Below are 25,091 nucleotides of genomic sequence, written 5' to 3'. Positions count from 1 at the left end.
CCTGACGACCGGAAGGGACTCCGAAACTTTCGGAATCGCGCTGCGCCAGTAGCTGATCTTGCGTGTGCACACATTCGCGAGCACATTGACTCAACCCCCTCATCGAGGCAGTGGCCTGGGAAGACGAGTTCCCCGAGAGTTCCTCACGTGATCGAATGTTTCGAAGCAAATGCCGAAACTATTGACAGCTGAAGGGGTCATACCAACACTGTTCGCCGTTGGGACCCCATCGCCTGCACGATGACGAAGGAGGAAGCACGCACATGAACGCCACACCCGCACCCGTACTTGCACCCGCACTCGCGCACGCGCCAACAGCCGCCCCCCGTACGTACCGCACACCGTTCAGCCGTTTCAGGCTGCTCGTCGGGAGTGCCTGCGCCACGGTGCTGGTCGCCGTGCTCGCGCTGGCCGCGCCGCACACCGCGCACGCCGCCACCGTCATCACCACCAACCAGACCGGAACCAACAACGGGTACTACTACTCGTTCTGGACGGACTCCCCGGGCACGGTCTCCATGACGCTGGGCTCCGGCGGGAACTACAGCACGTCCTGGAAGAACACCGGGAACTTCGTCGCCGGCAAGGGCTGGAGCAACGGCGGTCGCAGGAGCGTGACCTACTCGGGCAGCTTCAACCCGTCCGGGAACGCCTATCTGGCGGTCTACGGGTGGACGTCCAGCCCCCTCGTCGAGTACTACATCGTCGACAACTGGGGCACCTACCGGCCCACCGGAACGTACAAGGGCACCGTCACCAGCGACGGCGGCACCTACGACATCTACAAGACGACGCGGTACAACGCCCCGTCCGTCGAGGGGACTCGCACCTTCGACCAGTACTGGAGCGTGCGGCAGTCGAAGCGGACCGGCGGCACCATCACCACCGGCAACCACTTCGACGCGTGGGCCCGCGCCGGAATGCCCCTCGGCAGCTTCAAGTACTACATGATCATGGCGACCGAGGGCTACCAGAGCAGCGGCAGCTCCAACGTCACGGTGACCTCGTGAAAGGCCTCGCGCTGCGTCCCCTGGCCGCCGCATCGGCCGTCGTGGCGCTGGCCGCCGCGGGCGCCCTGGCCGTCGACACCGCTCCGGCGCGCGCCGCCGCCTGCAACGGGTACGTCGGGCTCTCCTTCGACGACGGCCCGTCCGGCAACACCCCCGCCCTGCTCAACGCCCTGACCCGCAACGGGCTTCGGGCCACGATGTTCAACGAGGGCCAGTACGCCGCCGCCAACCCGGCCCAGGTACGGGCGCAGGTGGCCGCCGGGATGTGGGTGGGCAACCACAGTTACACGCACCCGCACCTCACCCAACTGAGCCAGGCGCAGGTCGACTCGGAGATCTCCCGGACCCAGCAGGCCATCGCGGGCGCGGGCGGCGGCACTCCGAGGATCTTCCGGCCGCCGTACGGCGAGACCAACGCGACGGTTCGGGCGGTCGCGACCAAGTACGGCCTGACGCAGGTCACTTGGGACGTCGACTCGCAGGACTGGAACGGCGCGAGCACCGACGCGATCGTGGCCGCCGCCGCACGGCTCACCAACGGTCAGCTCATCCTCATGCACGACTGGCCGGCCAACACCGTCGCCGCGATCCCGAGGATCGCCCAGGGGCTGGCCGCGCGCGGCCTGTGCGCCGGGATGATCTCCGCGCAGACCGGGCGCGCGGTGGCTCCCGGCTGACAGTCACCGGGCCCGCCCACCCGGCATGCCCCGACCTGCGGCGCGACGGCCCCCGCCGTCGCGCCGCAGGTCGTCGCGTCGCAGACCGTCATGTCGCAGGCCGTCACGCCGCAGTTCGGTCGCAGGTGACGTCCGTGGACGGCAGGTGGCCGGTGGCGAGGTAGGCGTTGACGGTCGTGTCGACGCAGGCGCTGCCGAAGACGCCGAACACGGCGTGCTGGTCGGCGCCGCGCAGGGTGATCAGGCGGGAGGAGGGCCACATGCGGCGCACGGTCCGCGCGCCCTCGTAGGTGGTGCGCGGGTCGCCGGTCGCGTTCACGAGCAGGGCCGGCAGGTCGTCGCGGATCGTGGTCGGGCGCTCGCGCGGCGGCTCCCAGAACGCGCACGGCCCGATGTCGTTCGTGACGGGACCGAACAACGCGTCCTGGGCGCGGGCCTGTTGGACCTCGCGCCAGTACGTCTCGGGGTCGCGCGGCGCGGCCACGTCGCCGCACAGGATCGCCGACTGGACGCTTCCGTAGGAGGAGTCGGATCCGTCCAGGAGGAAGCCGAGGGCTTCGGCCAGCCAGGGCGAGGGGGTGACCGGGTGTCCGTCGGCGGCGCGCCGCATGTCCCGTACGGCCTGCGCGAAGGCGGCGTACGCGGTGTCGTTGTCCTGCGAGAGGCCGTTGAGGACGACGACGGGCACCACGTGCTCGTCGACCCGGTGGTCGCCGATCCGCAGGGGCGTGCGGGCGGCCGCCGTCTGGATCCGGTCCACGGCGGCGAGGACCGCGCCGGGGGTGCGGCCCAGACCGTAGGTGGTGTGGCGGGCGGCGGTCCAGGCGGCCCAGCCCTGGAGGGCGTGCCGGTTGGCCGGTTCCGTGCCGCGCAGCAGCCGGGGGTTGTAGCGGTCGGGGGCGACGACGCCGTCCAGTACGACCCGGTCGGTGCGGCCGGGGAACATCGTGGCGTACACCTGCCCGAGGTAACTGCCGTACGAGTAGCCGAGGTAGGAGATCCTGCGCTCGCCGAGGGCGGCCCGGATGACGTCCATGTCGCGCGCGGTGTTGCGGGTGGTGACGTACGGCAGTACGTCGCCCTCGAACGTCCGGCAGCGGCGGGCGAGTTCTTCTGCGAACGCCGTCGCGCGGTCGAACCCGGCGCGGCCGGTCCCCGCGCCCCGGATGAAGGAGCCAGTGGGCCAGTGGCAGTCCAGCGGTGTGCTGCGGCCGACGAAACGGGGGTCCACGCCGACCACGTCGTAGCGCTCCCCGGTCTGTCGCATCGACGTGCGCACCCACGGCGGGTCGCCGAGCGTCTGGCCGCCGGGGCCACCGCCGTTGAGCAGCAGCGCGCCGACGCGACGGGCCGGGTCGGTGGCCCGGATCCGTGAGATGGCGACGGTGATCGTACGGCCGCGTGGGTCGTCGTAGTTCAACGGGACGGTGACGTCGGCGCATTCGGCGCCCGCCTGCTGGAGTTCCTTGCCGGTCGCGTCGTCGGGTCCGAGCAAGCAGCTTTTCCAGGCGAGGTGTTGGTGGTGGTAGCGGGCGAGGGGGTCCGCGCTCGCGCGGGCGGGTGCGGCCGTGGTGGGCGACGCGGCGAGCGTGAGCGCGCCGACGAGACACAGGGCGACCCCTGCGGCGGCGCGCGACACGAGCGGGCGCGGGCGCGGGCCGCCGGAGACGGCGGGGAAGGTGGAGCCGGTCACGCGGAAGTCCTTTCGGAAGTGCTGTGCGCGCAGAGGGACTTGTCGACGAGGTCCAGGAAGTCCAGCTCGGCCTGGAGGGAGGCGGGCACCTGGTTGAGGGCGACGGCGACGCTTCGGCCGCCGGGGTCGACGGCGATCAGCGCCCGGTGCCCGCCGGGCACCGTCCCGCTGTGCCCCCACCACGTCCCGCCGCAGGACAACGGCGACGAGATCAGGCCCAGCCCGTAGCGGGCCCCGGGCCACAGCCGGTCGGGGTCGGCGGCCACCGTCCGCCGCATCTGGGCCAGTTGGGCGGCGGGCAGCAGCCGGCCGTCGAACAGGGCGGTGGCGAACCGGGTCAGGTCGGCCGGCGTGGCGACCAGCGCGCCGCCGACCCCGCCGAAGGTCATGTTCCAGGCGGTGCCGTCGACGCGCCGGCCGTCGTCGGCGGCGAAGTAGCTGTGGGAGTGCGGTCCTTGAACGCGGGTGTCGTCGCCGGGCCAGTACGTGTCGCGCAGCCCGAGGGGCGTGATGATGCGCCGCGTGATCTCCAACTCGGGGGAATTACCGGTGACTGCGCGGACGATCATGCCGAGGACGACGTAGTTGGTGGTGGCGTAGTGCCATGTGCCGTGCGGGCGCGGCAGTTCGAGGGCGCGGGTGACGAGTTCGCGCGGCTCGAAGTGGCGGTACCGCAGCCGCTCGGGGTGCTCCCATTCGGGGGCGTCGAGGTAGTCGGGCAACCCGCTGGTGTGCTGGAGGAGTTGCCGCACGGTGATCCGTCGGCCGTCATGGCCGGGGCCGTGGAGCAGACCGGGCAGGTAACGGTCGACGGGGTCGCCGAGCGAGAGGCGGCGCTCGGCGACGAGTTGCAGGACGAGGGTCGCGGTGAACACCTTGGTCACACTGCCGACGCGCAGCCGGTCGGCGGCGTTCGTGGGCCGCCCGGTGCGCAGGTCGGCCGTCCCGGCGGTCTCGGCCCAGCGCCGACAAGGCGCGGCCCCGCCGGGGTCGGCCACCAGGACCGCCCCACCGGCGATCCCGTCACGGCCGGTGAGGACATGCAGCGCCCGGCGGACCCCGTCGCGCGGACCGCAGTCGGCGGTGGAACGGACGGCCGGGGCCTGCGCGGCCGCCACCGGACCGGTGGCCAGCACGAGGGCCGCCACCAGCGCCGCGAGACGGGTACGTCTGCCGGGCTCGGACATCAGTAAGAAGGTCGGCATGTGACACCACGCTAGGCACGCTCCGCCGCGTCATCACTCCGGCAGGCAGGTGCTTCGACACTGCGGGCAGCCCACGTGAAAGAGGGGGACCAACCCCCTGGACGCCTGAGGGGATTTGAGCCTGCGACTCCTTCCCGCTCAGGGTCGCGAGCCCTGTGTGGCCCCCTGCGTGTTGTCACGGGTTCGCGTGACCGGGAACGTTCGGGATCGGGCCGGGGGCTGTCAAGAGGCGAATTGTCGGGACTTTCAGGGTGGTTGGAGATCACGGAAGGTGATCTTCGCGTCGTCGTCGAACGAACCCGAGGAGACCCACCCCATGCCCACTGATGACCGCGGGTCGCTGCCCCTGACCTCAGCACAGGCCGGCGTCTGGTTCGCGCAGCAACTGGACCCGCTGCGCCGGGACTTCGCCATCGGCGAGTACCTGGAGATCCACGGAGCCGTGGACCCGGGGCTCTTCCAGGAGGCGCTGCGCCGGATGCTCGCGGAGACCGAGGCGCTCGGCATGTGCTTCGCGGAGGCGGACGGCGTGGTGCGGCAACGACCGGCCGGTCGGCCGCCGTTCCGGCTGGAGACCGTCGACGTGAGCGGCGCCCCCGACCCCCTCGCCGCGGCCGAGGCGCGCATGCGGGCCGAGTTGGATCGGCCGATGGACCCCGCGACCGGTGATGTGCACCGGCAGTTGCTGGTGCGCACGGGACCCGAGTCCTTCTGCTGGCTCCAGGGCTACCACCACATCGTCGCCGACGGCGTGGGCGGCACCCTCGTCGCCCGCCGGGTCGCGGCGCACTACACCGCGCTGGTGACCGGCGCGGCCGTACCGCCGTCCGACGCGACGCCGTGGCGGGAGATCGTGGCGGAGGAGGAGGCGTACCTCGGCTCCGGGGCGCGGGAGGCCGACCGGGCGTTCTGGCGGGACGTGCTGGCGGACGCGCCCGAGCCCGTCGGGTTCGCGGGGCGGCCCGCCGGGAGCGGTCCCGGTGCGCCGAGGAGCACGGTCGTACGGGTCGGGGGCGAGGTGCCCGCCGACGACGCGCGGCTGCTGCGCGAGGCCGCCCGGGCGTACGGGACCCGCTGGTCGGCCCTGGTCATGGCGGCGGCCGCGGCCTATCTGCACCGGGTCAACGGCACCGAGGACGTGGTGCTCGGGCTGCCCGTGACCGGCCGCGCCACGGCCGCCGCCCGCCGCACGCCCGGCATGTTCTCCCGGGTCCTGCCGCTGCGCCTGGCGGTGACCGGTACGACGACGATCGGCGACCTGGTGCGCCGTACCACGTCCGGCATCAAGGACGTGCTGCGGCACCAGCGGTACCGCATCGAGGAGGTGCACACCGGTGCGCGGCTGTGGGACGCCACCGTCAACCTCATGTCGTTCGACTACGGCCTGACCTTCGCCGGGGCCCGGGCCACCGCGCACAACCTGTCGGTCGGCCCGGTGGACCACCTGACGGTCAACGTCTACGACCGCGGCGGCGACAGTCCGCTGACCGTGCAGGTCGAGGGTGCCGCCGCCGAGACGGACGCGGAGCAGGCCCACGCGCACCGGGAGCGGTTCACCCGGTTCCTGGTCGCCCTGGCCGCCGCCGGACCGGAGGCCGTCGTCGACTCCCTGGACCTGCTCACGCCCGACGACGAGCGCCGCCTCGCCGCCTTCGCGGACGGCGGGGCCGCCGACACGCCCACGGACCGCTGCCTGCACGACCTGTTCGAGGAGCAGGCGGCGCGCACCCCCGACGCCGTCGCCGTCGTCTGCGACGGCGAGGAAGTCACGTACGCCGCCCTCGACGCGTGGGCGGAGGACGTGGCGCGGCGGCTGCGGCCGCTGACGGAGCCGGGCCGGCCGGTCGGCGTACGGGTGCGCCGCTCGCCCGCGATGGTCGCGGCGCTGCTCGGCGTCCTCAAGGCTGGCGGCTGCTACGTCCCCCTGGACCCGGCGCTGCCCGCGGCGCGCGTCGCGTACGTGGTGGACCGGGCCGGGATCGGCGCGGTCGTCGCCGGTCCGGACACCGCCGGGTCCCTGTCGGAGGGCGTGGCGGTGGTGCCGGTGGGAGAGGCGCGCGAAACGGACTCCCCGTACGGGGCGGGTCGGGTGGCGGTGCCTGCGCTCTCGGCGGCGTATCTGCTGTACACCTCGGGCAGCACGGGCGAGCCGAAGGGCGTCGTCGTGCCGCACGCGGCCGCCGTCGACTTCGTGCACGCCCACCTCGCGGTGGCCGGCATCGGGGCCGGTCAGGGCGGCGGCGAGCGGTTCCTCGGGTTCGCGGCGCTGTCCTTCGACGTGTCCGTGCTCGACGTGTTCGGGGCGCTGCTGAGCGGCGGCACGCTGGTCCTGGCCACCGACGAGGAGCGGACGGACCTGGACCGGCTCCGGTCGCTGATGGCCCGTCAGGCGGTCACGGTCGCCGACCTGCCGTCCGCGCTGCTGCCGCTCCTCGACCCCGGCGCGCTCCCCGCGCTGCGGTTCCTGTCCACCGGCGGCGAAGCGCCGTCGGCCGACGCGGTGGCCCGGTGGGCGGCCGGGGGCCGTGAGGTATGGAACGGCTACGGTCCCACCGAGGCCACGGTCGAGGTGACGATGCACCGGTGCGCGGCCGGTGCCGACGGCCGGGTGCCGCCGATCGGGCGGCCGATGGTCAACCACCGCGCCTACGTGGTGGATTCCCGGCTGCGGCTGCTGCCGCCCGGGGCGGCGGGCGAGCTGTGCGTGGCGGGCACCGGGCTGGCGCAGGGGTACGCGGGGCAACCGGCCCTGACCGCCGGGCGTTTCGTGCCCGACCCGTTCTCGGCCGTCCCCGGCGAGCGGATGTACCGCACGGGCGACCTGGTGCGCTGGTCGACGGACGGGGACCTGGAGTACCTGGGCCGTATCGACCAGCAGGTCAAGGTGAACGGCTACCGCGTCGAGCTGGGCGAGATCGAGACGGTGCTGAGCCGGCACCCCTCGGTGCGGCACGCGGCGGTCGACGTGCGGCCCGCGCCGGGCGGCGGGCGACGCCTCGTCGCGTTCGTCGCGCCGGAACCCGGCGAAACGCTTGCCGCTGCGGCCGAACTGGCCGCGCACCTCGGGGAGTTCCTGCCGCACTACATGGTGCCCCACACGTTCGTCGCCCTGGACGCCCTGCCCCTGACGGCCAACAAGAAGGTCGACCGCAGGGCGCTGCCCACGCCGGGACCGGACCAGGAGGCACCACCGGCGGCACCGGCGCGGGAGCCCGCGGCGGGTCCCGAGGGCACGCTGTGCGCGCTGTTCGCGGACGTGCTGGGCCGTGCGGTCGCGCCCGACGACAACTTCTTCTTCCTCAGCGGCGACAGCATCGCCGCCCTCACCCTGGTGAGCCGCGCCCGCGCCCGGGGGTTCGCCTTCACCCTGGGCGACGTCTTCACCCACAAGACCCCGGCCGGCCTCGCCGCCGCCGTCGGCGCACCGGCCGCGACGCCGGAACCGGCCGCGACCGCCGAGGCGTGCGGGGAGTCGGCGGCTACGCCCGTGATGCGGTGGCTGCTCGACGGGCCGGGCCCGATCGGCCGCTTCAGCCAGTCGATGACCCTCACCCTGCCCGCCGACGCGGACGACGCCCGGCTGGTCCGCGCCCTCCAGACGGTCCTGGACCGGCACGCGGCGCTGCGCATCCGGGTGACCGAGGGCCCGGACGGGCGGCCCGCCCTCGTCGTCGGCGAACCCGGCTCGGTCGACGCCGCCCGGGTGCTGCGCCGGGCGGCGGAGCCCCTCGACGCGCAAACCGCCGGGGCGGCCGCGGCGGCGGAACTGGACCCGGCCCACGGCGTGCTGGTGCGGGCCGTACGGTGGGCGGGCCTCGGCGACCTGCCGGACCGGCTGCTGCTGTGCGTCCACCACCTGGCCGTGGACGGCGTGTCCTGGCGCATCCTGCTCGACGACCTCGCCACCGCCTGGGACACGGCGGCCGCCGACGGGGACACGCCGCTGCTGCCGCCGCCCGGCACGGGCACCCCGTTCCGCACCTGGGCCGCCCACCTCCAGGACCTGGCCGCCTCCCCCGAAGTACTGGCCGAACTCCCGTACTGGCGCCGGACCCTGACACCGGACGCAGGCGCGGACGCGGCCTCGCCGGGACGCGACGGGACACCCGCGCCGTGGGACCGTACGCCCGACCCGGCGCGGGACACCGCCGACACGGCCCGCGCCCGGACGCTGACCCTCCCGCCGAACGTGGACGCCGACGCGGCCTCGCCGCAACGAGACGACACACCCGCGCCCTGGGACCGTACGCCCGACCCGGCGCGGGACACCGTCGGCACTGCCCGCACCCGGATGCTCACCCTTCCGCCGGAGACCGCCGGGCCCCTGTTGACGTCCGTGCCGGCGGCGCTGGGCACCGGTCCCGCCGAGGTGCTGTTGACGGCGCTCGCGCTGGCCGCCCACCATCCGGGGGTCGCCGGGAGCGGCGGTCCTGACTCGCTGCTGCTGGACCTGGAGGGTCATGGCCGGGCGGATCGCACGGGCCGGCATGATCTGTCGCGCACGGTGGGCTGGTTCACCACGCAGTACCCGGTCCGGCTCGATCTGCGCGGTCTCGACCTGGCGGCGGCACGGGAGGGCGACGGCGACGCGCTCGCCGAGCTGGCCGGGCGGGTGCACGGCTGTCTCGCCGCGGTGCCGGACCACGGCACCGGTTACGGGCTGCTGAGCCGGCTGAACCCGGCGACCGCCGGTGAGCTGGCCGCACTCCCCCAGCCCCGGGTGCTCTTCAACTACCTGGGCCGGTTCGACGGCGCGGACGACGCGCCCTGGACCCCGGCCCCCGGCGCGGGCGGACTGCGCGCCCACGCCGACCCCGCGCTGCCCCTCGACCACTGCCTCCAGATCGACGCGCTGGCCGTGCAGGAGGCGGCCGGTCCGTCCCTCACCGCCGTGCTGACCTGGCCGGAGGGTCTGCTCGCGGAGGACGAGGCCGACGCGCTGGCCGACGCCTGGCTGGCGGCGCTGCGGCTGCTGGCCGTCTCGTCGGCGCAGGCAGCCCCTGTAGCCGGTTCCGTCCGCACCGACCTCGCGCCGGCCGGGGTGTCCCGTGCGGACGTCGACGGTCTCTCGGAACGCCACCCGGGGCTGACCGACGTGCTGCCCCTGTCGCCCTTGCAGGAGGGCCTGTTCTTCCACGCCGCCTACGACGCCACCGGCACCGACGCCTACACCGGCCAGCTCGTCCTCACCCTGGACGGCCCGCTCGACCCGGGCGCGCTGCGGCGGGCCTGCGGCGCGCTGCTGGAGCGGCACGACGCGCTGCGGGCGGCCTTCACCGACCGGGGGCTCGACCGGCCCGTGCAGGTGGTGGCCGGCAGTGTCGAGGTCCCGTGGGCCTGCGCCGACCTCACCGCGTACCCGAAGGAGGAACGCGACGCCGTCTGGGAGCGGCTGCTCGCCGACGACCGGGACCGGCGCTTCGACCTGGAACGGCCTCCGCTGGTGCGCTTCACCCTGGTCCGCACGGGCGCGGCCCGGCACCGGCTGCTGATGACGAACCACCACATCCTGTGGGACGGCTGGTCCTCCGCCGTCCTGCTGCGCGAACTCCTCACCGGCTACGCGGAGTTGACCGGGGTCGCGCCCCGCGCGGTCGCCGCGTCGGCGGTCCCCTACCGCGACCACCTCGCCTGGCTGGCCCGGCAGGACCGGGCGGCGGCGACGGCGGCCTGGCGGACCGCGCTGGCGGGCCTGGACGAGCCGACGCTGCTGGGCTCGTCGGACCCGAACAGGCTCGGCGCGCTGCCCGAGCGGACCACGGTGGAGCTGTCGCCGGAGGCGACCGCCCGGCTCACCGAGCGGGCCCGGTCGGCGGGCATCACCCTCAACAGCGTCGTCCAAGGCCTCTGGGCGATCCTGCTGGCCCGGCTGACGGCCCGTACGGACGTGGTCTTCGGCGGCACGGTCTCCGGGCGCACCGCACCGGTCGCCGGGGTCGAGCAGATGGTGGGGCTGCTGATCAACACCCTGCCGGTGCGTTTCCGGGTGCGGGACGAGGAGACCCTGCTCGCCGCCCTGGCCCGCTTCCAGGACGAACAGGCGCCGCTGATGGACCACCAGCACCTGGGGCTGGCGGACATCCAGCGGGCGGCCGGTCTCGGCACCCTGTTCGACACGGCGGTCGTCGTCGAGAACTACCCGCTGGACCTGGCGGAGATGCGGGACCTGGGCGGCGAGGTGCGGCTCGCCGCCGTCGACGGCACCGACGCGACGCACTACACCGTCAACCTCCTCGTGCTGCCGGGAGAGCGGCTGCGGCTGCACCTCGACCACCGGCCGGACGTCCTCGACGCGCGCGGCGCGCTGAGCGTCGCCGAGGGTCTTCAGCGGCTGCTGACGGCCGTGGCCGAGGAACCGCGGACACCGGTGGGCGAGGTCGACGTCCTGTCCGCCGCGCAGCACCGGCTGATCGCGGAGTGGAACGACACCGCCGTACCCGTGCCCGCCACCACCCTCGTCGAGCTGCTCGAACGGCAGGCCGCCCGCACCCCGGACGCCCTCGCGACCGTGTTCGCGGACGAGCGCCTGACGTACGCCGAACTCGACGCCCGGGCCGAGGCGCTCGCCGCCGGGCTACGGGCCCGGGGCGCGCGCCCGGAGGAGATCGTCGCGGTCGCCCTGCACCGGTCCACCGAGCTGGTGGTGGCGCTGCTCGCCGTCCTGAAGTCGGGCGCGGCCTACCTCCCGGTCGACCCCTCCCTGCCGGCGGAGCGGATCGCGTTCATGCTGTCCGACGCGGCGCCGGTGCTGCTGCTGACCACCTCCGACGTGGCCGCAGGGCTCCCGGCCGACGCGCGCACGCCCCAACTGCTCCTGGACGCCGGACGAGGCGGCGCGGCACCCGTAGGGGTGTCCGGGGCCGACGTACCGGCCGGGCCGCTGCCGTCCCATCCCGCGTACGTCATCTACACCTCCGGCTCCACCGGCCGTCCCAAGGCCGTCGTCGTCGAGCACTCCGCGATCGTCAACCGGCTGCTGTGGATGCAGGACCGGTACGGGCTCGGGCCCGACGACCGGGTGCTGCAGAAGACGCCGTTCGGTTTCGACGTGTCGGTGTGGGAGTTCTTCTGGCCGCTGTCGACCGGCGCCGCCCTGGTGGTCGCCGAGCCGGGCGGGCACCAGGACCCGGCGTACCTCGCGCGGGTGATCCGGCGGGAGTCGGTCACCACCGCGCACTTCGTGCCGTCCATGCTCGCCGCGTTCGTGGCGGAACCCGCCGCCGCCGGCTGCCGTTCGCTGCGCCGGGTCGTGTGCAGCGGCGAGGCGCTGCCCGAGGAGTTGAAGAACCGCTTCCTGGACGTGCTCGACGTACCGCTGCACAACCTGTACGGGCCCACCGAGGCGGCCGTCGACGTCACCCACTGGGAGTGCCGCCGCGCGGACGAGGGGCCGGTGCCCATCGGGCGGCCGATCTGGAACACCGCGCTGCACGTGCTCGATCCGGCGGGCAGGCCGGTGCCGGTCGGGTTCCCGGGCGAGCTGTTCCTGGCCGGGGCGGGCCTGGCCCGCGGCTATCTGCGGCGGCCCGCGCTGACCGCGGAGCGCTTCCCGCTCGACCCGTTCGGGCCGCCGGGGTCGCGGATGTACCGCACCGGCGACATCGCGCGGCGGCGGGCGGACGGCGCGGTCGAGTACCTCGGCCGCACCGACGACCAGGTGAAGATCCACGGCTTCCGGATCGAGCTCGGCGAGATAGAGACCGCGCTCGCGCGGCAGGCCGGGGTGCAGCAGGCCGCGGTCGTGGTCCGCGAGGACACCCCGGGCGAGCGCAGGCTCGTCGGCTACGTCGTCCCCGAGCCGGAAACGGCTTCGGAGGCGGCTCCGGAAGCGGCGGCGCTGCGCAGCGAACTGGCGCGGAGCCTGCCCGAGTACATGGTGCCGCTGGTGGTCGTCGTGGACGCGCTGCCCGTCACGCCGAACGGCAAGCTCGACCGCAGGGCCCTGCCCGCGCCGGCCGCTGCGCCCACCGGGCACGAACCGCCGGACGGCGAGATCGAGGAGCTGGTCGCCGCCGTGTGGGGCGCGGTCCTCGGCGTCGCGGACGTCGGACGCCTCGACGACTTCTTCGCGCTCGGCGGCCACTCGCTAAGCGCCACCCGGGTCGCGGCCCGCCTGCGCCAGTCGCTGGCCCTGGAACTGCCCCTGCACACCCTGTTCGAGCAGCGGACCGTCGCCGCGCTCGCCGCGGCGGTCGAGACCGCCCTCCTCGCCGACATCGCCGCCTCGACGGCGGACGACGCACTGCCGCCCCCATCTCTTGAACCAAGCACCGCCCCCACGTCTGTCGTGGCCCACGCATCGCAGGGAGAGACCTCGTGACCATCCAGGAGAGCACGCCGAGCGCCGCCGACAGCAGGCTGGCCGCCGCCCGTGAGCTGATGCGCCGCCGGGTGCGGTCGGCCCTGGCGGACGCGTCGGCCGGCACCGGCGAGACGTTCGCGCGGCCGGCCGGGGACGGCCGGGCCGCCGAGCCCGTCGCCTCGTTCGCGCAGGAGCGCATGTGGCTGGCGGACCGGATGCGGGGCGGCGCGCCCGGCTACGCGATACCGGAGGTCGTACGGCTGCGCGGCCCGCTGCGCCGGGACCTGTTGCGGCGGAGTCTGACCGCGGTCGTGGGGCGGCACGCGCCGCTGCGGACGGTGTTCGAGGAGCGGGACGGACAGCCGGTCCCGGTCGTCCTCCCCGCTCCCGACGAAGTGTCGCTGGCCCTGCTCGACCTCGGCGCGGCCGACGACGGCGCACCGGCGCCGGACGCCGAGCGGCGCGCCCTGGACCTGGCGCGGGAGGAGGCCCGCCGGCCGTTCGACCTCGCCGCCGGACCGCTGCTGCGCGCCCTGCTGATCCGCCTCGGCGCGGACGACCACGTACTGGTGCTGGTGGTCCATCACATCGCCACCGACGGCTGGTCCATGTCCCTGCTGTGGCAGGAGCTGTCCGAGGGCTACGCGGCCCTCCTGCGGGACGTGCCGCCGCGCACCCCCGAGCTGCCCGTCGCCTACCAGGACCACGCCCGCCGCCAGCGAGAGCGCTGGGAGAGCGGCGCGCTGGACGCCGGGCTGCGGCACTGGACGGAGCGGCTGGCCGGCCTGGAGCCGCTCGAACTGCCCGCCGACCGGCCGCGGCCCGCCCGCCGCAGCGGCGCCGGGCACAGCCTGGAGTTCACGCTCGACCCGGAGCTCACCGACCGGCTGCGCCGGCTGGCCGAGGCGCACGGCGTCACCCTCTTCATGACGCTGCTCGCCGCCTTCCAGGCGGTGCTGTCCCGGGTGTCCGGGCGTACGGACATCGCGGTCGGCACGCCGGTCGCGGGCCGTGACCGGGTCGAACTGGAGCCGCTGATCGGCTTCTTCGTCAACACCCTGGTGCTGCGCACCGACCTGTCGGGCGACCTCGGCTTCCGGGAGCTGCTCGGCCGGGTCCGGCGGGTGTCGCTGGACGCGTACGACCACCAGGAGGTGCCGTTCGACCGGCTGGTGGAGCGCCTGGCCCCCGAGCGGTCCGGTGACATGAACCCGCTGGTGCAGGTGATGTTCGCCGCCGCGAGCGACGAGACGGCGACGCTGCGGCTGCCGGGGGTGGGCGTCGAGACGGTGGCGTGCGACTTCGGCGCGTCCCTGTTCGACCTGAGCGTGTTCGTCTCCGAGGGGGCCGACCGCTGCACCGGCTCGCTGGTGGCCGACACCGACCTGTTCGACCCGGCCACCGCCGAACTGCTGCTCGGTCACTACCTGGAGCTGCTGTCCGCCGTCGCGGACGCCCCGGACCGGCCGCTCGCGGAGCTGCTGCCCGGCGACGACTCCGCCGCCCGCCTCGTCGCCGCGGGGCACGGCACGGTGCGCGAGGATCTGACCCCCGCCGTACCGGCGGCCCTGTTCGCCGCGCAGGTCCGCCGCTCCCCCGGTGCGACGGCCGTGGTCTGCGGCACGGACCGGCTCAGCTACGCCGAACTCGACGCCCGCTCGGACGCGCTGGCGGTGCGGCTGCGGGCGGGCGGGGTGGCCCGCGAGACGCCGGTGGCGCTGCTCATGGACCGTTCCGTGCACGTCCCGGTCGCGATGATGGCGGTGCTGAAGGCGGGCGGCGCGTACGTACCGCTCAACCCCGCCTTTCCGGTACGGCGTCTGCACTGGATGCTGGAGCGCACCGGGGCCGTCCTGCTGCTCACCGATCCGGCGCTGGCCGGGCACGAGGCCGTCGCGGGCTCGCCCGTGCCGGTGCTCGACGCCGCCGAGGACCCCGCCTTCGAGGACCCCGCCTTCGAGGCGGGCCGACTCGACGCGGTGGTGTGCACGCCCGACCAGCTCGCCTACGTCATGTACACCTCCGGGTCGACGGGCGAGCCCAAGGGCATCGGCGTGACCCAGGGGAACATCACGGCTCTGGCCCGCGACGCCGCCTTCGGTACGGCCCACCGCCGGGTCCTCGCGCACTCCCCGCTCGCGTTCGACGCCGCCACGTACGAGGTGTGGACGCCGCTGCTGACCGGCGGCACGGTGGTGCTCGCGCCGCCCGGCCGGATCGGCACCGACACGCTCGCCCGCCTGGTGCGCGAGCACCGGATCACCGCCCTGTTCCTCACCGCGGCCCTGTTCGATTTGGTCGTCGAGGAGCGCGTGGAACTGCTCACCGAGCTGCGGGAGGTGTGGACCGGCGGTGAGGCCGCGAGTCCCGCGTCCTTCCGCCGGGCCCTGGAGGCGGCCCCCGGCACCGCGTTGGTGAACGCCTACGGCCCGACCGAGACGACCACGTTCGCCACCGCGCACCGGGTGGACGCCCGGAACGGCGGCACGGTGGAGGGCCGGGTGCCGATCGGCTCGGCGCTGGACGACACCCGGCTCTACGTGCTCGACGAGCGCGGGCGCCCGGTGCCGGAGGGCGCGGTCGGTGAACTGTGCGTCGGCGGCACCGGTGTCGCCCGCGGCTACCTCGGCCGGCCGGGACTGACGGCGCGACAGTTCGCCGTCGACCCCTACGGGCCGCCCGGGGCGCGGATGTATCGCACCGGGGACCTCGCCCGACGGCGGCCTGACGGCACCGTCGACTACCTGGGCCGCGCCGACCAGCAGGTGAAGATCCGCGGCTTCCGCATCGAGCCCGGCGAGGTCGAGGCGGAGCTGTCCCGGTGCCCGGGGGTGGGCCGCGCCGCGGTCGTCGTCCGGGAGGACACCCCGGGCGAGCCGTGCCTGGTCGCCTACGTGGTGGCCGCCCCCGGCGCGGACGTCGACCCGGCGGAGCTGCACCGCGCGCTCGCCGACCGGCTGCCCGCGTACCTGCTGCCCGCCGCGATCGTGGCGGTGCCCGGCCTGCCGATGACGGCCAACGGCAAGCTGGACCGGCGCGCCCTGCCCGCCCCCGCCGAACAGGCGTTGCGCAGCGCCGAGTTCGTGGAGCCGCGCACCGCCGCCGAACGGCTCGCCGCCGAGGTGTGGGGCGAGGTGCTCGACACCGGCCGCATCGGCCGGCACGACGACTTCTTCGCGCTCGGCGGCCACTCGCTGCGCGCCACCCGGGCGGTGTCCCGCCTGGGCGTGCGGCTGGGCACCGAGGTGCCGCTGCGGCTGCTGTTCGAACACTCGGTGCTGGAACGGTTCGCCGCCGCTCTGGACGCGCTGCGGCACGACGCGCCGGACGCCGTCGCGGACCGGGTCGTGCCGCGTCCCGCCGGAAGCACCGCGCCGCTGTCCTTCGCCCAGCAGCGCCTGTGGTTCCTCGACCAGCTCCAGCCCGGCCGCTCGGACTACAACATCCCCGTCGCCGTCCGGCTGGAGGGCGCGCTCGACTCCGACGCCCTGCTGGACGCCCTGCGCGCCGTCGTCGCAGGGCACGAGGTGCTGCGGTCACGGCTGGCCGAGGGTCCTGACGGGCCCGTCCAACTGGTGGAGCCGGCCGAGGTGTTCGTACCGCTCCTGACCGACCTCGGCGAACTGTCGCCGGACGAGGCCCGGTCGCGGGCGCTGGGTCTGGCGCACCACGACGCCGCCGCCCCGTTCGACCTGACCCGGGCGCCGCTGCTGCGGGCCCGGCTGGTCCGCCTGCACGCCGAGGAGCACCTGCTCGTCCTCGTCCTGCACCACACCGTGGGCGACGGCTGGTCGATGCCCGTGCTGTGGCGGACGCTGTCGGACGGCTACGCGGCCCTGCGGCGCGGCGAGCGCCCGACGCCGCCCGCCCTGCCCGTGCAGTACGGCGACTACGCGCACTGGCAGCAGCGCCGGCTGGCGGAGGGCGCGGCCGACCGCGGCATCGCGCACTGGCGGGAGCGGCTCGCCGCGCTGCCCGCGCTGGAGCTGCCCACGGACCGTCCCCGGCCGCGCGCCCGGACCGGCGCGGGCAAGGCGGTCACCTTCGAGCTGCCCCCGGAGCTCGCCGGGCGGCTGGGCGCTCTCGCCCGTGAGCGGGGGGCGACGCTGTACATGGTGCTGCTCGCCGGTTTCCAGTCGCTGCTGGCCCGGTGGACGGGGCAGCACGACCTCGCCGTCGGTTCCCCGGTCGCCGGCCGGGACCGCACCGAACTGGAGCCGCTCATCGGGTTCTTCGTGAACACGCTGGTGCTGCGCACCGACCTGTCCGGCGACCCGACGTTCGGCGAGGCCGTCCGCCGGGTCCGCGAGACGGCGCTGGCGGCCTACGAGCACCAGGACGTGCCCTTCGACCGGCTGGTGGAGGAGCTGCGCCCGGAGCGCGACCTGAGCCGCAACCCGCTCTTCGACGTCCTGTTCCAACTGCACCCCCCGCAGTTGGACACCCTGCCCCTGGAGGGGGTGCGCACCACCTCGCTGGACACCGCGAACGGCACGGCCAAGTTCGACCTGAGCCTCGCCCTGACCGAGCACCCGGGCGGTCTGACCGGCACCCTGAGCTACGCCTGCGACCTGTTCGACCACGCCACGATGGAGCGCTTCGCCGGCCACTACGCGCGGCTGCTGCGGTCCGCGGCGGCCGCCCCGGACACGCCCCTGTCCCGTCTCGAGGTGCTGCCGGCGGCGGAACGCGCCGCGCTGCTCGGCGCGGACGCGCCCGGCGAGCGGGAGTTCCCGGCCCGGGCGGCGACCCTGCACGCCCTGGTCGAGGAGCAGGCCCGCCGCCGGCCCGCCGCCGTCGCCGTGACCTGCGCGGGACGCTCCACCACGTACGCGGAACTGGACGCCGCCGCCAACCGGCTCGCCCGGCGGCTGCGGGAGCTGGGCGCCGTCGCCGGGTCGACGGTCGCCGTCCTGACCGGCCGCGGCACCCGGACGGTCGTCGCCGTCCTGGCCGTGCTCAAGGCGGGCGCGGCGTACGTGCCGGTGAACCCCGGCCAGCCGGCCGAGCGCGTCGGCACCGTGCTCGCCGACAGCGCGGCGCGGGTGGTGGTGACCGACGGGTCGTCCGGCGAACTCCCGGTCATCGGGCTCCCGGACGGCGTGACGGTGCTGGACCTGGACCGGGAACAGCCCCTGATCGACGCGCTGCCGGCGACGCCGCCGCCCGCCACGGCCGGTCCCGGCGACCTCGCCTACCTGCTGTACACCTCGGGCTCCACCGGTCGTCCCAAGGGCGTCGCGGTGCCGCACGCGGCGATCACCGGCTATCTGTCCGCGCTGACCGGCACGTTCGGTCTCGGCGAGGGGGACACCGTCCTCGCGCGGACCGCGCTCACCTTCGACCCGTCGGTGCGCGACCTGTTCGCCCCGCTGGCGACCGGCGGCCGTGTCGTGCTGGCCACCGACGACGAGGCGGACGACCCGGACGCGCTGGCCCGGCTGCTGCGCACCGAGCGGGTCACCGCGATCCTGTCCGTCGTCCCGTCGATGCTCGCCCTCGTGGTGGCCGCGTCGCCCGGCCCGTCCGCGGACCTGCGGCTGGTGCTGACGACCGGCGAGGCGCTCACCGCCCCGCTCGCGGACGCGGCGCGGGCGCTGGGCACCCGGGAACGGCTGCGGCTGGTCAACCAGTACGGGCCCACCGAGTGCACCAACACCACGACGTACCACGTCGTCACGGACGAGGACATCGCCGCCGGGCGCGTCCCGATCGGCAGGCCGCTGCCCGGCGCCCGGGTGCGGGTCCTGGGCCCGCGCCTGGAACTCCTGCCGGCCGGCGCGGTCGGCGAGCTGTTCATCGCCGGGCGCGGCGTGGCCCGCGGCTACCTCGGCGACCCGGGCCGCACCGCCACGGCCTACCTGCCCGACCCCTACGGGCCGCCCGGCAGCCGCATGTACCGGACCGGCGACCTGGCCCGGCTGCGGGCGGACGGGGTGCTGGAGTTCCACGGCAGGCGCGACAACCAGGTGAAGGTGCGCGGGCACCGGGTGGAGCTGGGCGAGGTCGAGGCCGCGGTGCTGCGGCATCCCGCCGTGGCCCGCACGGCGGTGGCCGCGCACGGCGAGGGCGCCGATCGCGCCCTGGTCGCCTACGTGGAGTGGCACGCGGACGGCGCGCCGCAGGGCGGTACGGCGGAGGTGCTGGACACGGTGCGCGCGACGCTGCCGGCCGCGCTGGTGCCGTCGTCGGTCGTGGTGCTCGACGCGCTGCCGCTGACGCCCAACGGCAAGACGGACCGCAAGGCGCTGCCCGCTCCCGCCCCGGGCGCGGGCGGCACAGGCCGGGCGCACGTCGCGCCCCGGACGGCGCTGGAGCGGACGGTCGTCCAGGTCTGGGAGGACATCCTGGGGGACGGCCCGGTCGGCGTCCGGGACCACTTCTTCGAGCGGGGCGGCCACTCGCTGAAGGCCACCCGGGTGGTGTCCCGGCTGCGCGGGCTCCTCGGCCTGGACGTCCCGATGCGGTCCCTGTTCCGCCACCCGGTCGCCGAGGACTTCGCCCGGGCTCTCGCGTCCCTCGGCGCGGACGAGGAGCCGGGCATCCCGGCGCTGCCCCCGGGCCCCTCGCCGCTCTCCTTCGGCCAGCAGCGGCTGTGGCTGCTGGACCGGCTCCAGCCGGGCCGCCCGGACTACAACATGCCCGGCGCGCTGCGCCTGACGGGAGCGCTCGACGCGCCGGCCGCGCTCGACGCCCTGCGGGACGTCGTCGCCCGGCACGAGGTGCTGCGCTCCCGCGTCGAGGAGGACGGCCCGGCGGGCTCCGCCCTGCTGGTGACCGAACCGGCCGAGGTGTTCGAACCGGTCTTCACGGACCTGTCAGGCGACGACGGGGAAACGGGTGCCCGACGGGCCCGGGAACTGGCCGGGGCGGACGCCGCGCTGCCCTTCGACCTGTCCCGCGCACCCTTGGTCCGCGCCCGGCTGATCCGGACCGCGCCGCGCGAGCACCTGCTCGTGGTCGTCGCCCACCACGCCGCCTTCGACGGCTGGTCGGTCGGCGTGTTCTGGCGGGACTTCTTCGCCGCCTACCGTGCGCGGACCGGAACCGGAACCGGGACCGAGACCGGGACCGATGCCGAACCGCTGCCCGAACTCGCCGTCTCCTACCGCGACTTCGCCGCCTGGCAGCGTGACCGGCTGAGCGGCGAGCTGCTGGAGCGGCAGCTCGACCACTGGCGGGAGCGCCTGGCGGGGCTCGCCCCGCTCGAACTGCCCACGGACCGCCCGCGTCCCGCCGTCCCCTCGGGGCGCGGCGACCGGCACTCGTTCACGGTGCCCGCGCCGCTCGTGGAGCGGCTGCGCGCGCTCGGCCGGGGCCGCGAGGCGACCCTCTTCATGGTGCTGCTGGCCGGCGTCCAGGCCCTGCTGGGCCGCTGGGCCGGCACGCACGACGTGGCCGTCGGCTCGCCCGTCGCGGGCCGCGACCGGGATGAACTGGAGCCGCTGGTGGGCTTCTTCGTCAACAACCTCGTCCTGCGCGCGGACCTCTCCGACGACCCGGCCTTCGCCGATCTCGTCGCCCGGGCCCGGGACACGGCGCTGGAGGCGTACGCCCACCAGGAGGTGCCGTTCGAGCGGCTGGTGGAGGAACTGCGCCCGGAGCGCGACCTCAGCCGCAACCCGCTGTTCCAGGTGATGCTGGTCCTCAACGAGGAAGCGCCCGCGCCGAGCCTGCCGGCGGGGCTCGCCGTCGAGCCCCTCGAACTGGACAGCAGCGCCTCGAAGTTCGACCTGTCGCTCTACTTCACGCGGGAGGCGGGCGAGCTGCGCGGCGAGGCCGTGTTCGCCACCGACCTCTTCGGCCGCCCGAGCGTCGCCCGGCTGACGGCGGCCCTGCTGGAGCTGCTGTCCGCGGCCGTCCTGGCCCCGGACACCCGCGTCGGCGCGCTGCCGCTGCTCCCGGCCGGGCGGGAGAGCGAGTTCGCCGACCGGTGGAACGCCACCGCCGAGCCGGTCCCGGACACGCCGCTGCACGAGCGCGTCGGGGAGCAGGCCGTCCGTACGCCGGACGCGGTGGCCGTCGACGACGGCCACCGCCTGCTCGATTACGCGGAGTTGTGGGACCTGTCGGGCCGGGTGGCCGACCGGCTGACCGCGCTCGGCGCGGGCCCCGGCACGGCGGTCGCCGTGAGCGTCGACCGGTCCGTGCTGCTGCCGGTCGCCCTGCTGGGCGTGCTGCGCAGCGGCGCCCGGTACGTGCCGATCGACCCCGGGTATCCGGCCGAGCGGATCGGCCACATGCTGTCGGACAGCGGCGCGCGGCTGCTGATCGCCTCGGCCGGTCCGGCCGGCCCGCCGCCGGTCCCCGGCCCGGTGCGGGTGCTGGACGTCGCCGACCTGGTCGCCGACCGGGTGCCCGCCCCCGAGGCGGCGGCGCCGGTCCCGGTACGTCCGCAGGATCTGGCGTACGTCCTCTACACGTCCGGTTCGACGGGCCGGCCCAAGGGCGTCATGGTGCCGCACCGGGCGCTGGCCAACTTCACCCACGACATGGTGCGCAGGCTGGGGACGGGGCCCGGCGACGTCGTCGCCGCCGTCACCACCGCGTCCTTCGACATCTCCGTACTGGAACTGCTGGTGCCGCTGGCCTTCGGCGCGCGCGTGCGGGTCGTCGACCGCGAGACGGCCCGGGACGGCAGGCTGCTGGCCAAGGAGCTGGACTCGGCCGGGGCGACGGTCGTCCAGGCCACGCCCGCCACCTGGCACCAGTTGATGGCGGCCGGCTGGGAGAGCCCGCGGGTGCGCGCGCTGTGCGGCGGTGAGGCGCTGCCGACGGCGCTCGCCGCCCGGATGCGGTCCGCCCTGGGCACCGTCTGGAACGTGTACGGGCCGACGGAGACGACCGTCTGGTCGACGGCGCACCGGCTGTCCCCCGAGGACCCGGACGGGCCGGTGCCGATCGGCGGGGCGCTCGCCAACACCCGGCTGCACGTGCTCGACGAGCGGCTGCGGCCGCTGCCGGTGGGCGTGTTCGGCGAGCTGTACATCGGCGGGGACGGCGTGGCCCGCGGCTACCACGGCCGGCCCGCGCTGACCGCCGAGCGGTTCGTCGCCGACCCGTTCGACGACGGCGGCCGGCTCTACCGCACGGGCGACCTGGTGCGCAGGCTGCCCGACGGCGGCCTGGAGTACCGGGGCCGGGCGGACGGCCAGGTCAAGGTGCGCGGCCACCGCATCGAGCTGGGCGAGATCGAGGCGGCCCTCGCCCGCCGTCCCGAGGTCGCGGCGGCCGCCGCCGCCGTGCACGGGAGCGGGGTGGACGCGGTCCTCGTCGGCTACGTGGTCTGGCGGGACGGCGCGGACGGCGGCGATCCGGCGGCCCTGCGCGGCTTCCTGAGCGAGGAACTGCCGGCCCCGATGGTGCCCGGCGTCCTGACCTCGCTGGAACGACTGCCGCTCACCCCGAACGGCAAGCTCGACCGCCGGGCCCTGCCCGCCCCGGCGCCGGGCGCGGCCCGTGCGGGCGACGCGCCGCGGGTGGCTCCGCGCGACGCGGCCGAGCTGCGGATGGCCCGACTGTGGGAGGGGGTGCTCGGCGGCGGACCGGTCGGCGTCCGGGACGACTTCTTCGCGCTCGGCGGTCACTCGCTGAAGGCGTTCGAGCTGATGTCGGCGGTGCGCGCGGAGTTCGGGGTGGAACTCCCCCTGAACCTGGTCTTCCGCCGGCCGACGGTGGAGCTGCTGTGCGAGGCGCTGCCGGAGGCGGCCGCCGCGTCCGGCCGGCTGCTGGTGCCGCTCGCCGATGGCGACGACGACCGTCCGCCGCTGATCCTGTTCCACCCGCGCGGCGGCGACGTCGTCTGCTACCTGGACCTGGTCCGGGAACTGGCGGCGACCTCCGACGGCTCCCGGCGGGTGCTCGGGGTGGAGGCGGTGGGCTGCAACACGGACGACGCGCCGCTCGAAGAGGTGTCCGTCATGGCGGAGCGCTATCTCGCGGCGATCCGCGAGGCGGTGCCGTCCGGCCCGTATCTGCTGGCGGGCTGGTCGTTCGGCGGCATCGTCGCCTTCGAGATCGCGGCCCGGCTGGAGACGGCGGGCGAACGGGTCGCCTTCCTCGGCCTGATCGACTCCGCCGCCCCCGGCCCGGTCGCCGGGGCCGAACCGGACCCCGGGGACGACGACCTGCTCCGGCACGGACTCGCGGCCGGCCTGGACGCCGCCGAGGCCCGCGCGCTCGACGAGGAGGCCCTGCTCGACGCCCTGGTCCGCACCGCGCGCGACAACGGCGGCGTCCCGAGGCACCGCGCCCCGCGGGCGCTGCGCCGGATGCTGCGGGTCGCCTCGGCCAACGGCACCGCGGCCGCCGGATACCGCACCGAGGCGGTCCTCGACACCCCGCTCCACCTGTTCACGGTGTCCGAGGTGCACCCCGAACTCGCCACCCCGCTCGTCGACCCGACCCCCTGGCAGGCGCGCACGAGCGCCGTACGTCCCATCGCGATCCCCGGCAACCACCACACCCTGGTGGACCCCCCGCACAGCGCGGCGCTGGCGACCCTGCTCGCACAGGCGCTCCCGACGACCGACTGAACCGACAAACCGATCAACCGATCAACCGATCAACCGGCACACCGATCAACCGACGAACGAGGAGAAACCCCATGAGTGACGAGACGACGCGGCAGTACCTGGTCGTGGCCAACGACGAGGAGCAGTACTCCCTCTGGGAGGCGGGCCGACCCGTCCCGGCCGGCTGGCACCCGCAGGGCGTACGGGGATCGCGCGACGAGTGCCTGGCGCACATCGAGCGGGTGTGGACCGACATGCGGCCGCTCAGCCTGCGGCTGAGCATGGCCGGCTGACCCGACGACCGACGGGCACCCCGCCGCCCGGCGCTCCGCTGCCGTGGAGCGCCGGGCGGCGGCGCGGTGCCCGCGAGGAACGGACCGAAATGAACCTACGAACTCACCAACTGGCGGGGCGGACCGCCCCGTTGCTGGCCCTCGTGACCGTCGCCGGGGTGTCCGCGCTGGGGATCGCGGCGACCCTGGTCGCCGTGCCCTGGTTCGTGCTGCACAGCACCGGCAGCGGCACCTGGACCGGGCTGGTCGCGGCGGCCGAGACCACGGGCCTGCTCTGCTCGGCGGTGCTCGCGGGACCGGTGGTCGACCGGCTGCCGGCGCGGGCCGTGAGCCTGGGCGCGGATCTGCTGACCGCGGCGGCGCTCGCCCTGATCCCCCTGCTGCACTTCCTGGACGCACTGGCCCTGCCGGTGCTCGTCGCCCTGGTCTTCGTCGTGGGGGCGACCCGCGGCCCGGCGGAGACCGCGCGCCAGTTGCTGCTGCCCGAGGCGATGGAACGGGCGGGGGTCGCCGTGGAGGCGGGCACCGGCTCGGTGGAGGCCGCACGCCGGATCGGTCTGATGGCCGGGGCCCCGCTGGCGGGTCTGCTCATCGCCGCCGTCGGCCCGGTGCGCACCCTGTGCACGGATGTGGGCGCGGCCCTGCTGTGCTGCCTGCTGGTGGCGGCGCTGGTGCCGCCAGGTACGACCGGTGGCTCCAGCGGGGCCGGGGCGTCGTACCTGGCGGAGCTGCGGGCGGGCTGGGCGTACCTGAGCGGCGACCGGCCGGTGCGGGCGGTGACGGCGGTGCTGCTGGTGACCAACGCGCTGGACGGCGCGCTCAACGGGGTCCTGTACCCGGCGTACGGCACGCGGGTGCTGGGCAGCAGCGCGCTGTTCGGGGCCATGGTCACCGCGATCGGGACCGGCGCCCTGCTGGGGGCGGCGCTGTACGTCCGGGTCGGGCGCCGGCTGCCGCGTCGGGCCCTGTTCGTCGGCGCGTTCCTGCTGGTCGGCGCGGTGCGCTGCGCGACGCTCGCCGCCGGGCCGCCGCCCTGGGCGCTGCTGTCGCTGCTCGCGCTGTCGGGTCTGGGGTCGGGGGCGCTCGCTCCGCTGATGATGTCCGTCGCCTACGAGCGGGTGCCGGAGGCGGTGCGCGGCCGGGTCTTCGGCATGCTCACCGCCTGCGCTCTGGCGGCCACGCCGCTGGGGATGCTGGCTGCGGGACCGGCGCTGGACGGCTGGGGCCTGACGCCCGCCCTGCTGGCGACCGGGATGGTCTATCTCGGGGTCACTCTGACGCCCCTGGTGTTCCGCGTGTGGCGGGAGTTGGACGTTCCGCCACCTCGAAACACCCCTGCCGACGACCGTTCCGCACCGAATACGGTGGTTAGTCGCCCCTCACTTTAGAGTCAGGCA

The 25,091-nt window shown here is 75.2% G+C and carries 8 protein-coding genes; 6 read left to right on the top strand and 2 right to left on the bottom strand.

The window, feature by feature from the left end:
- Positions 1-263: 263 nt before the first annotated feature.
- Entirely contained in the window at positions 264-1,010 is a 747-nt protein-coding gene (locus BMZ82_RS00610) for a glycoside hydrolase family 11 protein (RefSeq protein ID WP_256251696.1), read from the top strand.
- The gene (locus BMZ82_RS00605) at positions 1,007-1,687 is read left to right on the top strand and encodes a polysaccharide deacetylase family protein (RefSeq protein ID WP_093770447.1); all 681 of its coding nucleotides are present in this window, start codon (positions 1,007-1,009) and stop codon (positions 1,685-1,687) included. Before BMZ82_RS00610 ends, BMZ82_RS00605 begins: the two co-directional genes overlap by 4 nt.
- 103 nt (positions 1,688-1,790) lie before the next feature.
- On the opposite strand, the gene BMZ82_RS00600 is transcribed toward BMZ82_RS00605, so the two are convergent.
- Positions 1,791-3,380, bottom strand: coding sequence for an alpha/beta hydrolase (locus BMZ82_RS00600; RefSeq protein ID WP_093770446.1), 1,590 nt, complete (start codon positions 3,378-3,380; stop codon positions 1,791-1,793).
- Positions 3,377-4,585: a serine hydrolase domain-containing protein gene (locus BMZ82_RS00595; RefSeq protein ID WP_093770444.1), complete on the bottom strand. Its 1,209-nt coding sequence runs from the start codon at positions 4,583-4,585 to the stop codon at positions 3,377-3,379. Before BMZ82_RS00595 ends, BMZ82_RS00600 begins: the two co-directional genes overlap by 4 nt.
- 316 nt (positions 4,586-4,901) lie before the next feature.
- On the opposite strand from BMZ82_RS00595, the gene BMZ82_RS00590 reads away from it, so the two are divergent.
- The 4 genes from BMZ82_RS00590 to BMZ82_RS00575 all read left to right on the top strand — a co-directional run bounded on the left by BMZ82_RS00590 (position 4,902) and on the right by BMZ82_RS00575 (position 25,082).
- Positions 4,902-12,905, top strand: a complete 8,004-nt coding sequence (locus tag BMZ82_RS00590; RefSeq protein WP_143098807.1) for a non-ribosomal peptide synthetase — start codon at positions 4,902-4,904, stop codon at positions 12,903-12,905.
- Positions 12,902-23,422: an amino acid adenylation domain-containing protein gene (locus BMZ82_RS00585; protein ID WP_093770440.1), complete on the top strand. Its 10,521-nt coding sequence runs from the start codon at positions 12,902-12,904 to the stop codon at positions 23,420-23,422. Before BMZ82_RS00590 ends, BMZ82_RS00585 begins: the two co-directional genes overlap by 4 nt.
- A gap of 71 nt (positions 23,423-23,493) precedes the next feature.
- Positions 23,494-23,694, top strand: coding sequence for an MbtH family protein (locus BMZ82_RS00580; protein ID WP_093770438.1), 201 nt, complete (start codon positions 23,494-23,496; stop codon positions 23,692-23,694).
- Positions 23,695-23,783: 89 nt separating this feature from the next.
- Positions 23,784-25,082: an MFS transporter gene (locus BMZ82_RS00575; RefSeq protein WP_093770436.1), complete on the top strand. Its 1,299-nt coding sequence runs from the start codon at positions 23,784-23,786 to the stop codon at positions 25,080-25,082.
- Positions 25,083-25,091: the final 9 nt, after the last annotated feature.

The sequence above is a fragment of the Streptomyces sp. yr375 genome, assembly GCF_900110755.1.
Classification (GTDB): domain Bacteria; phylum Actinomycetota; class Actinomycetes; order Streptomycetales; family Streptomycetaceae; genus Streptomyces.
The sequence above is the reverse complement of the archived record's forward strand: the minus strand, read 5'-3'. Positions and strand labels throughout refer to the sequence as shown.

Coding starts and splice junctions, on each gene's coding strand:
- BMZ82_RS00575 (WP_093770436.1), top strand. CDS start 23,784: ATGAACCTACGAACTCACCAACTGGCGGGGCGGACCGCCCCGTTGCTG.
- BMZ82_RS00580 (WP_093770438.1), top strand. CDS start 23,494: ATGAGTGACGAGACGACGCGGCAGTACCTGGTCGTGGCCAACGACGAG.
- BMZ82_RS00610 (WP_256251696.1), top strand. CDS start 264: ATGAACGCCACACCCGCACCCGTACTTGCACCCGCACTCGCGCACGCG.
- BMZ82_RS00595 (WP_093770444.1), bottom strand. CDS start 4,585: ATGCCGACCTTCTTACTGATGTCCGAGCCCGGCAGACGTACCCGTCTC.
- BMZ82_RS00590 (WP_143098807.1), top strand. CDS start 4,902: ATGCCCACTGATGACCGCGGGTCGCTGCCCCTGACCTCAGCACAGGCC.